A 12,765-nucleotide genomic window follows, 5' to 3' on the forward strand; every position below is an offset into this window, starting at 1 on the left:
TCACCTCGGCGTCACCTGATCCGTGTTCACTGAGGTGTTCACTTAAGCGAAGCGGAGGACCGATGAACAGTGATGCGGCGGCCACACATCAGCCTGGTGCGGCACCCCTCGCCGAGGTGGCCGGATCGTTCCTGCGCCTCGGCCTGACGTCGTTCGGCGGTCCCGTCGCCCACCTCGGGTATTTCCGCGAGACCTTCGTCGGCCGCCGTTCCTGGCTCGACGACCGCGAATACGCCGACCTCGTGGCCCTGTGCCAGATGCTGCCCGGCCCTGCGTCGAGCCAGGTCGGCATGGGACTCGGGCTGCGCCGTGCGGGCCTGCCCGGGCTCGCGGCCGCGTGGGTGAGCTTCACTCTGCCGTCGGCGATTCTGCTCACCCTCTTCGCGTTGGGGCTCTCGGCCTTCGGTGACCTCGGCGATGCCGGGTGGCTGCTCGGACTCAAGGCCGCCGCGGTGGCTGTCGTCGCCGGTGCCGTGCAGTCGATGGCGAAAACGCTGACCCCGGATGCCCGCCGGGCGAGCATCGCCGCTGCCGCCCTCATCCTCATGCTCGTCATCCCGAATTCGATGGTGCCGACGGCGCTCGTCCAGATCGCTGCGATCGTCCTCGGTGGAGTTCTCGGCCTCATGTGGCTGAAACGGCCCGACAAAATTCGGAAAGAGAAGGAATCCCCCGGGAGTAAGGTCGGCTCCCGCGGCGCCAGACGGCTGGGCATCGCCTCCCTCATCGCCTTCGCCGCTCTGCTCTTCGGACTGCCCGCACTCACCGCGGCGACCGGGGATGCGACCATTCGCCTCATCGATATCTTCTATCGGGCAGGGGCCCTGGTCTTCGGCGGAGGTCATGTCGTCCTGCCCCTGCTCGAGGCCGAACTCGTGCCCACCGGGCTGGTCGACCACGACACGTTCCTCGCCGGCTACGGTGCCGCACAGGCAGTCCCCGGTCCCCTATTCACCTTCGCAGCGTTCCTCGGAGCGTCGATGACAACGGGACCGGCCGGCATCCTCGGTGCCGGCATCGCCCTGCTGGCGATCTTCCTTCCGGCGGGTCTGCTGGTCGTCGGGATCCTGCCGTTCTGGGAGCGGCTGCGTGCTTGGGAACCGGCGACGGCGGCACTGACCGGAGTCAATGCCGCCGTCGTGGGGCTGCTGGGGGCCGCGCTCTACGATCCAGTGTTCGTCGAGGGGATCACCTCACCGGCGACCCTGGCGCTGGCCGTCGCCGCCTTCGTCGCCGGGACCATGTGGAAGGCCCCGGCGTGGGCGACGGTGATCGGCGCCGGAGTGCTCGGCTGGCTGCTGCTGTGACCGCTCGAGCCCAGGGACCGACCGGTCTCGACCCGGGTCAGGACTGACCGATCCCTGCCCGGATCAGTCCCTACCTTGCTCAACCAGCTGAGATCTGGACTGTTCCCAGTTCTTGCGCAGCAGCTTCTTGTCGAGTTTGCCCACCGAGGTGCGCGGCATCTCCTCGACGACCTTGACCTCGTCAGGCATCTGCCACTTGGCGAAACGAGCACTCAGCGTTTCGACGATCGACTCACGGGTCACCTCGGCGCCGGGATTGGCCACCACATAGGCGATCGGGCGCTCGTCCCACTTCTCATCGGGGACGCCGATGACGGCGGCCTCGCTGACGTCGGGATTGTCGAGGATCGCGTTCTCCATGTCGATCGACGAGATCCACTCGCCTCCGGACTTGATGACGTCCTTGAGTCGGTCGGTGATCTTCAGGTAGCCGTACTGGTCGATGGTGCCGACGTCGCCCGAACGCCACCAGCCGTCGAGGAACCTGTCGGCATTGTCGGGCAGCTGGTAGTAGGACTCGGTGATCCACGGGCCGCGCATGAGGAGCTCGCCCATGGACTTTCCGTCGCGTGGCAGCTCATTGCCCTCGGGATCGACAGTCTTCATTTCGACACCGATGATCGGCAGGCCCTGCGAGCGCTTGAGGTCCCACTTCTGTTCCTCGTCGAGGTCGAGACCGGGACGGATCTTCCAGTTCGTCGACGCCAGCGGGGTGGTTTCGGTCGCCCCGTAGCCGTGGATGACGTCGGCCCCGGTGACCTCCTTGAACCCGCGCATCATCGACAGCGGCGGCTCGGACGATCCGGAGACGAGACGGACACCGCTGAGATCCGGAGCCTGCGGCATCTTCTTCATCATCTTCAGCATCGGCCCGAAGATGGCGGGGGCGCCGTTGGCCAGAGTGACCTTCTCCTCGACGAAGGCCTGCGCGATGGCACCGAACTCCTCGGCGGCGAACTTGCCCGGCAGGACGAGCTTGGCGCCGGCGGCAACAGCGTTCTGCGGGAAGCCCCACGACAGAACATGGAACATCGGGGTGATGGGCATGACGCAGTCGTCGAAGTTCGCGTGGAGTGCGGCCAGACCGCCCATCGTGTGCAGGTAGATCGACCGGTGCGAGTAGTACACACCCTTGGGGCGGCCGGTGGTGCCGGTGGTGTACCCGGCGTAGGCGGCGGTCTTCTCGTCGACGACGGGCCAGTCGTAGGTCTCGGACTTCTCCGCGATGAGGTCTTCGTAGGAGACGACATTGGTCAGGCTCGTCTCGATCTCGGCGCTCGGCTTGTCGGTCATGACGACCCAGCCCTTGACATCGAGCTTCGGAGCCAGCGATTCGGCGACGGTCAGCAGGGATTCGTCGACGAAGATCCAGTCCGACTTCGAGTGGCTGACGACGTAGGCGAGGTCCTCGGGAGCCAGGCGCAGGTTGAGCTGAAGCATGGTCGCGGCCACACCGGGCACGGCGAAGTAGAGCTCGAGGTGGCGGCGGGAGTTCCAGTCGAGGACTCCGACCATGGAGCCGGCGCCGACGCCGAGGTCGGCGAGTCCGTGGGCGAGCTGCGCCATGCGCTTGAACTCGTCGGCGTAGTTCGACCGGCCCCAAGATCCGTCCGAACGACGGTAGACGACCTCGGCATCACCGAAGACGGTGGCTGCATGGCGGATGAGGCTGGTGGTGTTGAGCTGGTAGCTGTCGCCCAGGGTGGACGGAATTCCTGTCAGCATGAGACTCCTTCGTTCTTGCTCCGGTCCCTCCTCGTCGCTGTGGCCGCGACGGGAGAAGAATCGTGATCGCCGGTTTCGTGGTGGGCGGTCGTCACCATCACATCAGGTGCGGAGGCGGCGCGGTTGCAGACGCCTCGATTCGTGGTCAAACAGTTATCAACCGGTCCGCGGTCTGGCCGTTACGGACCATTGGGCGGTCCGGCAGTCATGAACCGGTTCGTCCGCGCCATCCCGCATCATTCCCCGGTGAAGCCGGGTGCTCTCTTGTCGAGGAAGGCGGCGACCCCCTCGGCGAAATCTTTGCTCGAACGCAGCGCATCTTGGCCTTCGACCTCGCGGGCGAACGACGCGTCGACTTCGGACAGGCTGGCCCGGTTGATCGCTCGCTTCGACGCTGCCAGGGCGCGCGTGGGGCCCTGCGCGAAGACCGCGGCGACTTCTCCGGCACGTTCCAGATGGCGTCCCGCCGGGACGACCTCGCTCGCCAGTCCCCAGTCGAGGGCGTCAGCAGCCTGCAGCTTCTCTCCCGTCAGCGCCAGGCGCAGTGTCCGGTGACGTCCGGCCGAGGCGGCGACCAGGGCGGTCGAGCCTCCGTCGGGCATGAGCCCGATCTTCGTGAAGGGAAGCATAAGATAGGACTTCTCGCTCATCACCAGATAGTCGCAGGCCAGGGCGAGGGAGCAGCCGATGCCTGCGGCCGGTCCGGACACCGCCGCGATCGTGGGGATGGGCAGGTCGAGGATCGCAGCGATGATCTTATTCGCTCCGGCGAGGTCGATGCCTTCGCGCTTCGCCACTCCTCCTTGGAGATCCGCTCCAGAGCTGAAGGACCGTTCGCTGCCGGTGAGGATGATGGCACGGGAGTTCGCGGCCGCCTCGGTGAACGCGGTGCCGATGGCCTGGAATGTCTCCTCGTTGAGCGCGTTGAGGCTCTCCGGACGGTTGATGGTCACGGTCGTGACATCACCGCTGACTTCGGTGAGGACGCTGGTGGACAATGCGACTCCTTCGTACGAATCCGATGATCCGGGTAGCTTTCGGGGCTTCTGCTTCCGTCCGCGCTCGGGCCGGCGGAAGCGTCTACCGTCACTTTAACGTACGTTAAGTTGATCTGCGTCACACGTCCGCGCTGCTTCGACCGTCGTCGAAAAACGGGACAAGCGTCGAGAAACGCCCGCCCACACCCGTGTCTCGACACGCAGTCCGTTTCTCGGCGGAATGCGCGGTGCTCAGGCCAAGGTGGCGTCGAGCTGGGCGGCGGTGAGTTCCCGGTCGGCGAAGACCAGTCTCACGGCGGTCGGGTCGGGATTGCCGGCGTCGGGTGCGCGGTGAACGAGTCCGAGTCCGAGCCTGCGGGCGACCTCTGCCGAGGCGGTATTGGCCTCGAGCAGATACGCCACGACCGGCAGCTCCGGGTCGATGCCTGCCGCGGCCTCGATCGCCTCCCGCGAGACCGCTGTCGCCAGGCCACGCCCCTGTGCTTCGGGCCGGAACCGGTATCCGAGGTTCCAGAACGCTCCGGGTGTACTGCGTGAGGCACCGGGGCAGGAGACTCCGCGCAGGGAGCAGCCGCAATGGCCGAGGATGTTTCCGCCCGGAATCTGCCTGACCATCCACGGTCCGATTCCGTCGAGTTCCCACTGCGAGGCCAGTCGAATAAGGATCGCTTCGGCCTCTTCCTCATCGGTCAGACGGCCGCTGGGCAGGTGCGTCCAGACCCGCGGGTCGGAGTCGATGGAGAAGAACTGGTCGAGGTCATCCGCGCTGGGCCGGTCGAGCACATAGTCGGGCGTCTGCCTCATCAGGCAAGGGCCGCCTCGAGGTCAGCCCACAAGTCGTCGAGGTTCTCGATGCCGACGCTCAATCGGATGAGTCCCTCGGGCACGGTCACCGGTTCCGACGGGTGTCGGCGGCGCCGTTCGATGAGGGATTCCACCCCGCCCAGGGAGGTCGCCGGCGTCCACAGTCGGACCGCCTCGGCGATGGCGGTGGCCTTGTCCGCGGATTCTGCGGTGAAGGAGATGATCGCGCCGAAACCGTTCATCTGCGCGGCCGCGCGGGCGTGGCCGGGGTCGTTCGGCAGGCCCGGGTAGCGGGTTTCGACGACGGCCGGGTGGGCGGCGAGACGCTCGGCGATGGCCTGGGCGTTGGCCTGCGCGCGGTCGAGGCGCACGGCCAGGGTGCGCAGTCCGCGCAGGGCCAGCCAGACCTCGAAGGGACCGGCGATTCCGCCGCGCATGGAACGTTCCGTGTGCAGTTCTTCGCGCAGTCCGGTGCTGCTGGTCACGACCGCACCGAGGACGACGTCGGAATGCCCCGCGAGGTATTTCGTCACCGAGTGCACGACGATATCGGCGCCCAGGTCGAGCGGGGTCTGCAGCAGCGGGGTGGCGAAGGTGTTGTCGACGGAGACGAGGAATCCGCGGTCCTTGGCAGCCGCGGTCAGGGCGGGCACGTCAGCGACCTCGAGCATCGGGTTCGTCGGCGATTCGATCCACAGCATTCCCGGCGCCGTCGCCGAGGCGGTCCTTCCCTCAGCGGCCCCCGCCGAGGCGGCCGCCCCCTCCGCTGGGACCCGGCCCGCCGTCGACTGCCCCGCTTCGTCGAGGGCGGCGATGACCGCGTCGGTGTCGGCGATGTCGACGGTGACGAGGTCGAAGTTCTGCCGCCCGGCGATCTGCTCGGCTGAGGCGAGCGCTCCCTGGTAGCTGTGGGTGGGGATGATCAGGGTGCCTCCGGCGGGCACGAGGCTGATCACGGCCGAGATCGCCGCCAGACCGGAGCCGAAGACCAGTCCGGGCAGGCTCGCATGCTCGAGCTGACCGAGCGCCCCTTCGAAGGGCGTCCATGCGGGAGTGTCGAAGCGGGCATAGGCATAGGGCGAATTCGAGATGTCGCCCGCGCTCACGAAGGTCGAGGACAGATCGATCGGCGGGTTCACCGAGGCGCCGTCGACGCGCTGAGGTCGTCCGGTCTCGACGACGATGGTGTCCGGAGCGAACTCAGGATGACGGGCGGGTGAGGAGGCTGGCTCAGGCTGTGTCATGTCCCCAATATATGCCTCACCGCATCACACGGAATCGACAGCGATATTTCGGACACTTTTCCGCAACTCTGAAGGGTTCGCCCGGTGTCCACGGCTTCAGACAGCGCGCAGATTACGGCCCGCTCGGGCTCCGTCACTCGAGCCCCACCACTCGATTTCCGTCACTCGGCTTCCGTCAATCGGGCTCCGTCACTCGAGGTTGTCGACCATGTGCTCGAGCAGCAGACGTGCCCCGGGTGACTGTCGCCGGGTCCGCGCCCATACGGCGTGGAGTTCACGGGTGAGGTCGACGTCGTCGGCCACCGGCAACGGCACCAGACGTCCCGCCCGGAAGTCATCACGCAGAGCGAGTTCGGACAGAACGGCCGGAGCCACGGATGTGGCGGCGGCGATGCGCAGGGCGGAGTTCGATCCGTACTCCCCCGCCACGCGCACTCCCCCCGCTCCGACCAGTGCCGCGTCGATGACCTCCCTCGTGCCCGACCCGATCTCACGCACCAACAGCGGCACCTGCGCCAGCTCCTCGGCGGTGATCGGCTTCGTCCAGGCGTGGGCGAAGTCCGGGGCACAGGCGATCATGAGTCGGTCGCGGCCGACCACCTCGGCGTTGAGATCCTGCGGCAGGGACACGGACTCGATGAGCCCGAGGTCGCAGGTCTGCCGGCGCACCCGGTCGATGACGGTCGCGGAGTTCTCCACCGACAGCCCGATGTCGATCTTCGGATGCGCGGCGCGGAAGGTCGTGAGGTGATGGGGCATGAGGTATTCGGCGACCGTCAGCGAGGCGCTGACCTTGACGGTTCCGGCGCGGGCGTCTTGGATGGCGCGGGCCCCGGCGTAGAGCGTGTCGTAGGCTTCGATGACTTTCGACGCCCATTCGGCGACGGCGCGGCCCTCGACGGTGAGTTCGGTTCCTCGCGGCGAGCGCCGCAGCAGCGGCACCTTGAGATCGCGTTCGAGGTTGCGCAGACTGCGTGAGGCATTCGGCTGGGCGAGATCGAGTCTCGCCGCGGCCTGGCCGATCGACCTGGCGTTGCCGCTGAGGGCCACCAGCAGCCCCAGAGCCTGGAGCTCGGGCCAGTTCTTCATATTCCCGAGATCGTGCATATGCTCATCATGACATATCAGATCCATATGGGTTGCGAAGAAATCACCGTCTACTGCGACCGAGCAGGCCTTGACAGACTGAAGTCATGAACCGCTTCGTCTCCCTCTTACCCGGACTCGCCGTCGCCGCTGTGGCCACGGCCGTCGCGTGGCCGATCTCCATGCTCGCCCCCGTGCTCTCACCGCTGCTCGTGGCGATCGTGCTCGGCATCCTTTTGGGCAATCTAGTGCCCAACCTGCCCGAGGCGTTCATGCCCGGACTCAACTTCGCCGCAAAGCCGCTGCTGCGCCTGGGCATCGTCGCCCTCGGCGCGCAGGTTGTGCTCGGCGACATCCTCGACCTCGGCTGGCTTGTCCTTCTCCTCGCCGCCGTCATCGTCGCCGCCGGAATCCTCTCAGCCCTGGCACTGGCCCGACCGCTCAAGGTCGACCGCCCCCTGGCCGTGCTCATCGGCAGCGGATTCGGCATCTGCGGTGCCGCCGCCGTCGCCGGAGTCGAGTCGACCCTGAAGTCGAAGATGGAGGATGTGGCCGCCGCGATCGGCCTCGTCGTCCTCTTCGGCACCCTGATGATCGCAATCGTGCCCGGACTCTCGACCGCCATGGGTCTGTCCCCGGAGACCGCAGGAATGTGGGGAGGTGCCGCCACCCATGAGGTCGCCCAGGTCGTAGCGATCGGCGGAATCATCGGCCCTGCGGCCCTCGAGATCGCCGTCCTCGTCAAACTCGCCCGTGTCATCATGCTCGCCCCCACCGTCGCCGTGTTCAGCTATGCAGTGCGCCGCAGCGAGGACAAGGCACTGACGAACACCGGCACCGAGGCGGCCGCCGGTTCCGCCGAGACCTCCGCAGCCGCGGGGTCGGGTGGAGAGAGCAACGGGTCGGGTGCATCGGCCGCGGGGGCGGTGTCGACTGCGACGAAGCAGACTCCGGCGCACGGCAAGCGTCCGCCGATCGTTCCGCTCTTCGTCGTCGGCTTCCTCGTCATGGCGGCTCTGCGCACCTTCGGCCTGCTGCCGGAGTTCGCCGTCACCGGACTCAGCTGGATCCAGACCGTGTGCTTGGCAATGGCGATGTTCGCCCTCGGCCGCGGAGTGCAGTGGCGGTCGCTGAAGAACCTCGGTGCCCGACCGATCGCCTTGGCCGCCCTGGTCACGATCATCGTCGCCCTCATCGCCTTAGGCGGAGCCCTCCTCCTCACCTAACCCTCCCAATTGCTACCCGACGGCGGCCCAGCAACCTCGCGCGAGGTTGCTGGGCCGCCGTCGGGTAGTTCTGAAGCTGCCTCGGGGAGGATTTTCCGACTATCGGGACTTTCCGGCGGTTCGGACACGCCTCATCGGTACCCGCCGGTAACACTGGTAGTCTCTCAGCGAATCAGCCAGCGATGCTCAGTGTCGCTTCAGCCTTCGCAAGGACATCATGCTCACTCAGATCATTGCTCTGCTCATATTCGTCGCCCTCTTCGCCATCGGCGCTGTCCGCGGTGTGCAGATCGGCGTGCTCATGCTCGTCGGCGCGGCCGGAACCGGGCTCATCTTCACCGATATGGCCGTCGACGACATCATCGCCGAGTTCCCCCTGGACATCATGATCCTGCTGGCCGGGGTCACCTATTTCTTCGCGATCGCACAAGAGAACGGGACCGTCGACAAGATCATCGACTGGGCCCTCGAACGCGTCGGATCCTCGGCGGTGCTGCTGCCCGCGGTGTTCTTCGTCATCACAGGCTGCATTGCGGCCATGGGCGCACCGTTGGCGGGCCTCGTCATGATGCCGGTGGGCATGCAGGTCGCCCGCAAGTACGGCGTCGACTACGCGCTCATGGGACTGGCGATCTGCTTCGCCATCGGCGCCGGCGGCTTCGCCCCGACCAGCCTCTACGGAATCGTCACGTACTCGACCGCCCATGATGCCGGAATCGACCTCTCCCCGTTCCTGCTCTTCGGCATCGCCGTGGCCGTCTACCTCGTCATGCTCGTGGTCGCGTACTTCATGTACGGTCGGTCGCTGTTCTCGAAGACGACTGTGGCAGCAGCCGAGCACGCTTCGGCCGGAAGTGCCCAGTCGAAGATCTCCCGCGGCTCCGCCTCGGCGTCAAGTGTCGCCTTCGGTGAGGACGATGAGGACGAAGCTCTCTTCGATTCCTCCACCACCGACGAGGCGGGAGAATCCAAGCCGTTCACCTTCGTCCAGATCCTCACCGTGATCTTCATGGTCGGCCTCATCGGCAGCGTGGTCGTGCTCGCGGCGCTCGGTCAGGAACCGGACATCGGCCTGCTGTGCTTCATGTTCGGAGCGATCCTCGCGCTGGTCGATCCGAAGACAGGCAAGGCCGCGATCCCGAAGATCGACTGGCCGACAGTGCTCCTCGTCGGCGGCATCATCACCTTCGTCGGCGTGCTGCAGAACATGGGAGCCGTCGACCTGCTCGGTGAGGGTGCCGAGTCGATCGGTTCGCCGCTCATCGCTGCTTTCGTCCTCTGCATCGTCGGCGGCCTGGTCTCGGCCTTCGCGTCGACGACGGGCATCCTCGCTGCGCTCGTGCCGCTGGCTCTGCCTCTCATCGCAGCGGGCGGGGTGCCCGGTTGGGCACTCATCGCGGCTCTGGGCGTGTGCTCGGCGGTCGTCGACGTCTCACCGTTCTCGACGCTGGGTGCCACGGTCGTCGCAACCGCCCCTGTCGAGGACAAGCCGCGCCTGACCCGCATCCTCGTGAAGTTCGGCATGTCGATGGTCGTCATCGGGCCGGTCGCCCTCGTCGGCGGTCTCGTCGTGCCCGCCATGATGTTCTGAGGCCGGGCTCTTGGGCGGGGTTCTCGGGCCTGTGCCCCGGGCCGGCTCCCAGTGCCTCCAAGAATAGGTCAGCATCGGACACTCTTCTCCAACAGAAGTGTCCGATGCTGACCTATTTTCCGACTGCAGCCCGTTTTCCGACTGCAGCCTCGATTCGGCCGCCCCTCAGTTCAAGGGTTTGGCCAGCAGCACGAATTCGAGGTCGTCGACCTTCGGCAGCCCGAAGCGTTCGTCGCCGTAGGGGAAGGGCTCGATTTCGCCGGTGCGCACGTAGCCGCGGCGCTCGTAATAGGCGATGAGTTCGTCACGCTTGTTGATCACGCTCATCCGCATCGACGCTGCACCCCAGTGTTCGACCACCCACGCCTCTGCGAGGCCGATGAGCAAGGACCCCACCCCTTTGCCCTGTCCCAGCGGAGAGACAGCGAGCACCCCGAGATAGGAGGCTCCGTCCTCGGGTTCGCGCACATAGACGCTGGCCACGGCGCGCCCCTGCCCATCGCGGGCGAGCAGGATCTGGGAGTCCGCCTCGGCGAGCATGTCCTCAGCCATGGGACCGTCGAGCCGCTGTCCCCCGAGCAGGTCCGCCTCGGTGGTCCAGCCCTGTTTCGATCCCTCGCCGCGGTAGGCCGAGGACACGAGCTCGACGTAGTCGGAGATGTCGGCGGACGTCAGTTCGGTGACCTCGAATCCGGCTGCACCCAGCTTCCGGCGGTGCGCGTCGACCAGGGTCGCCGAGGGGTGTGCGGTCATAGGTGGGACTCCTTCAAGATCTTCCGTGCGGCTGCGTCTGACCAGGCTAGTCGCTTCCTCAGAAGCAGAACTATAGTGTCAATTGTCAGGACAGCGACGATCGTCGATCGATCGCCGACGACCATCGCGCAGTGCCGCCGGCACGGACATTCGGGAGGAATGACCATGGACATCGACATCTCGGGAGAGACCTTCACCATCGCCGAGGATGCTGCGGCCAAACGCTTCACCGTCTCCCACGCGGGCAAGGTCATCGGTCTCGCCGATTACATCGACCGTGAGGCGAGTGCCGATGACACCGCCGACGGTCCGGTGCGCATCTTCACCCACACCGAGGTGTCGCCCGAGTGGGGCGGTCGCGGCTTGGCGGCCAAGCTGGTGCGCTATGCACTGGAGACCAGCGCCGAGGCGGGGCTGAAGTTCCGGACCACGTGCTCCTATGTGCAGAGTTTCCTGGCCAAGAACGACGAGTTCGACAAGTTCGTCGCCTGAGCGGCCGACCCATGAGCGGTGTGCGCTCCCGGCGATGAGGTCGCGCGGCCGCGATGACCGAGTGGCCGCCGCACCCCACACCGTTCCTGCCACAACCACCTCGATGCGGCATACCGCCTCGGCGCACCGAGGTGATCAGGCACCGGCGGTGCGTCGTCCCTTCTTCGCGAGGTAGGCGGCGACGGAGATCGAAATCAGGCAACCCACTGCGAGGTAAGCACCGACGAGGTACCAGCTGCCGTCGCCGACTCCGACGAGGTACGTGGCGATGAACGGAGTGAAGCCGCCGGCCAGCGCGCTGGCCAGCTGGTAGCCGACGCCCGCTCCGCTGTAACGGAACTCGGGGCTGAACATCTCGGCGAACAGCGGCTGCTGGACGCTGACGACCGCGTCGTGGGCGATGTTGACCAGCAGCACGGCGAAGATCACGATGGCGATCGTGCTTCCCGATTCCAGAGCGAGGAAGAACGGGATCGCGCTGAGCAGTCCGACGACTCCGCCGGTGAGGTAGACGCGCAGACGTCCGTACCGATCAGAGAGGTAAGCAAAGGCAGGAATCGTGACAATACCCAGGCCGCCGACGAGCAGCGTGATGTTGAGCATGAGCTGCCTGTCGAGACCGAGTTCGTCCGTCGCATACGACAGCGCGAAGGTGGTGACGATGTACATAGTCAGAAGCTCGATGAACCGCAGTCCGACGATCTGGGCGATCTGTGCGGGGAATCGTTTGAAGGCCTCGAGGATCGGCAGCTTGGCAACTTTGTCCTCGTCCGCGTTCTTCACTCGTTCCACATATTCTTCGGATTCCGCGACACCGGCACGGATCCACAGCCCGACCAGAACGAGGCCGACACTGGCAAGGAACGGGATCCGCCATCCCCAAACCAGGAAGCCTTCGGAGCTCAGTCCGCCGCTGAGGATGGCGACGAGTCCGGTGGCCAGCAGCAGGCCGACCGAGTAGCCGACCTGAACCCCACTGGAGTAGAAGGCGCGCAGCTTCGGCGGTGCGCTTTCGACGGCCATGAGCGCGGCGCCTCCCCATTCTCCGCCGACCGCCACGCCCTGAATGCAGCGCAGCAGGACGAGCAGTGCCGGTGCCAGCCAGCCGATCGCCTGGTAGGTCGGCAGACAGCCGATGAGCGCGGTGGCCACGCCCATGATCGTCATCGTCCAGATGAGCATGGACTTGCGCCCGAGACGGTCGCCGAAGTGGCCGAAGATGATTCCGCCGAGCGGGCGGAAGATGAATCCGACGCCGAAGGTCGCGAACGCCGCGAGCGTGCCCGCTCGGTCACTGTAGCCGGGGAAGAAGAGTTCGCCGAAGACCAGAGCTGCGACGATCCCGTAGAGCAGGAAGTCATACCATTCGACGACGGCGCCGATAAACGACCCGGCCGCCGCACGGCGTGCACGCCGTCCAACGTAAGGTTCAGCTCTCACCTGGTCTTCGATATCGGCCATCGGTTTCTCCCCTGAACTCGTCTTCGGCTCTCTGCCGGCCGCCCTCGCGTGATCGACGCTGAGCAATCTAGCACGGCC

11 protein-coding genes are annotated in these 12,765 nt (G+C 66.3%); 4 read left to right on the forward strand and 7 right to left on the reverse strand.

What is annotated here, in order from left to right; all coding sequences use genetic code 11:
* Nucleotides 1-62 precede the first annotated feature (62 nt).
* Nucleotides 63-1,307: a chromate efflux transporter gene (chrA, locus tag SB749_RS01540; protein ID WP_410708688.1), complete on the forward strand. Its 1,245-nt coding sequence runs from the start codon at nt 63-65 to the stop codon at nt 1,305-1,307.
* Nucleotides 1,308-1,370: 63 nt separating this feature from the next.
* On the opposite strand, the gene SB749_RS01545 is transcribed toward chrA, so the two are convergent.
* From SB749_RS01545 to SB749_RS01565, 5 genes are all read right to left on the reverse strand, one after another.
* Nucleotides 1,371-3,032, reverse strand: coding sequence for a long-chain-fatty-acid--CoA ligase (locus tag SB749_RS01545; protein WP_410708690.1), 1,662 nt, complete (start codon nt 3,030-3,032; stop codon nt 1,371-1,373).
* A 236-nt stretch (nt 3,033-3,268) separates the two neighbouring features.
* Entirely contained in the window at nt 3,269-4,030 is a 762-nt protein-coding gene (locus SB749_RS01550) for an enoyl-CoA hydratase (protein WP_410708692.1), read from the reverse strand.
* Between the two features lie 231 nt (nt 4,031-4,261).
* A complete protein-coding gene (locus SB749_RS01555) occupies nt 4,262-4,834 on the reverse strand; it encodes a GNAT family N-acetyltransferase (protein WP_410708694.1) in 573 nt (190 codons plus the stop codon).
* Entirely contained in the window at nt 4,834-6,078 is a 1,245-nt protein-coding gene (locus tag SB749_RS01560; RefSeq protein WP_410708695.1) for a trans-sulfuration enzyme family protein, read from the reverse strand. The genes SB749_RS01555 and SB749_RS01560 overlap by 1 nt, the downstream gene beginning before the upstream one ends.
* Nucleotides 6,079-6,267: 189 nt before the next feature.
* Nucleotides 6,268-7,185, reverse strand: coding sequence for a LysR family transcriptional regulator (locus tag SB749_RS01565; RefSeq protein ID WP_410708696.1), 918 nt, complete (start codon nt 7,183-7,185; stop codon nt 6,268-6,270).
* An 86-nt stretch (nt 7,186-7,271) separates the two neighbouring features.
* On the opposite strand from SB749_RS01565, the gene SB749_RS01570 reads away from it, so the two are divergent.
* Nucleotides 7,272-8,390: a YeiH family protein gene (locus tag SB749_RS01570; RefSeq protein ID WP_410708697.1), complete on the forward strand. Its 1,119-nt coding sequence runs from the start codon at nt 7,272-7,274 to the stop codon at nt 8,388-8,390.
* Between the two features lie 217 nt (nt 8,391-8,607).
* A complete protein-coding gene (locus SB749_RS01575; RefSeq protein ID WP_410708698.1) occupies nt 8,608-9,981 on the forward strand; it encodes an SLC13 family permease in 1,374 nt (457 codons plus the stop codon).
* A gap of 165 nt (nt 9,982-10,146) precedes the next feature.
* Here SB749_RS01575 and SB749_RS01580 read toward each other — a convergent pair whose 3' ends face one another.
* Nucleotides 10,147-10,734 (reverse strand): GNAT family N-acetyltransferase, encoded by a 588-nt coding sequence (locus tag SB749_RS01580; RefSeq protein WP_410708699.1) that lies wholly within the window; start codon nt 10,732-10,734, stop codon nt 10,147-10,149.
* Between the two features lie 165 nt (nt 10,735-10,899).
* Here SB749_RS01580 and SB749_RS01585 point away from each other — a divergent pair, with 165 nt between their 5' ends.
* Nucleotides 10,900-11,226 carry a GNAT family N-acetyltransferase gene (locus SB749_RS01585; protein WP_410708700.1) on the forward strand — a complete coding sequence of 109 codons (327 nt, stop codon included), beginning with the start codon at nt 10,900-10,902 and terminating at the stop codon, nt 11,224-11,226.
* 135 nt (nt 11,227-11,361) lie between these two features.
* Here the strand turns inward: SB749_RS01585 and shiA are convergent, their stop codons facing one another.
* A complete protein-coding gene (gene shiA / locus SB749_RS01590) occupies nt 11,362-12,687 on the reverse strand; it encodes a shikimate transporter (protein ID WP_410708701.1) in 1,326 nt (441 codons plus the stop codon).
* Between the last annotated feature and the right edge of the window lie 78 nt (nt 12,688-12,765).

It is taken from the genome of Brevibacterium sp. SIMBA_078 (assembly GCF_046534565.1).
Taxonomy (GTDB): Bacteria; Actinomycetota; Actinomycetes; order Actinomycetales; family Brevibacteriaceae; genus Brevibacterium.

What these genes read in the sequence shown, in the direction of transcription:
- chrA (WP_410708688.1), top strand. Translation starts at nt 63, where the DNA reads ATGAACAGTGATGCGGCGGCCACACATCAGCCTGGTGCGGCACCCCTC.
- SB749_RS01565 (WP_410708696.1), bottom strand. Translation starts at nt 7,185, where the DNA reads ATGCACGATCTCGGGAATATGAAGAACTGGCCCGAGCTCCAGGCTCTG.
- SB749_RS01560 (WP_410708695.1), bottom strand. Translation starts at nt 6,078, where the DNA reads ATGACACAGCCTGAGCCAGCCTCCTCACCCGCCCGTCATCCTGAGTTC.
- SB749_RS01570 (WP_410708697.1), top strand. Translation starts at nt 7,272, where the DNA reads ATGAACCGCTTCGTCTCCCTCTTACCCGGACTCGCCGTCGCCGCTGTG.
- SB749_RS01580 (WP_410708699.1), bottom strand. Translation starts at nt 10,734, where the DNA reads ATGACCGCACACCCCTCGGCGACCCTGGTCGACGCGCACCGCCGGAAG.
- SB749_RS01545 (WP_410708690.1), bottom strand. Translation starts at nt 3,032, where the DNA reads ATGCTGACAGGAATTCCGTCCACCCTGGGCGACAGCTACCAGCTCAAC.
- shiA (WP_410708701.1), bottom strand. Translation starts at nt 12,687, where the DNA reads ATGGCCGATATCGAAGACCAGGTGAGAGCTGAACCTTACGTTGGACGG.
- SB749_RS01555 (WP_410708694.1), bottom strand. Translation starts at nt 4,834, where the DNA reads ATGAGGCAGACGCCCGACTATGTGCTCGACCGGCCCAGCGCGGATGAC.
- SB749_RS01575 (WP_410708698.1), top strand. Translation starts at nt 8,608, where the DNA reads ATGCTCACTCAGATCATTGCTCTGCTCATATTCGTCGCCCTCTTCGCC.
- SB749_RS01585 (WP_410708700.1), top strand. Translation starts at nt 10,900, where the DNA reads ATGGACATCGACATCTCGGGAGAGACCTTCACCATCGCCGAGGATGCT.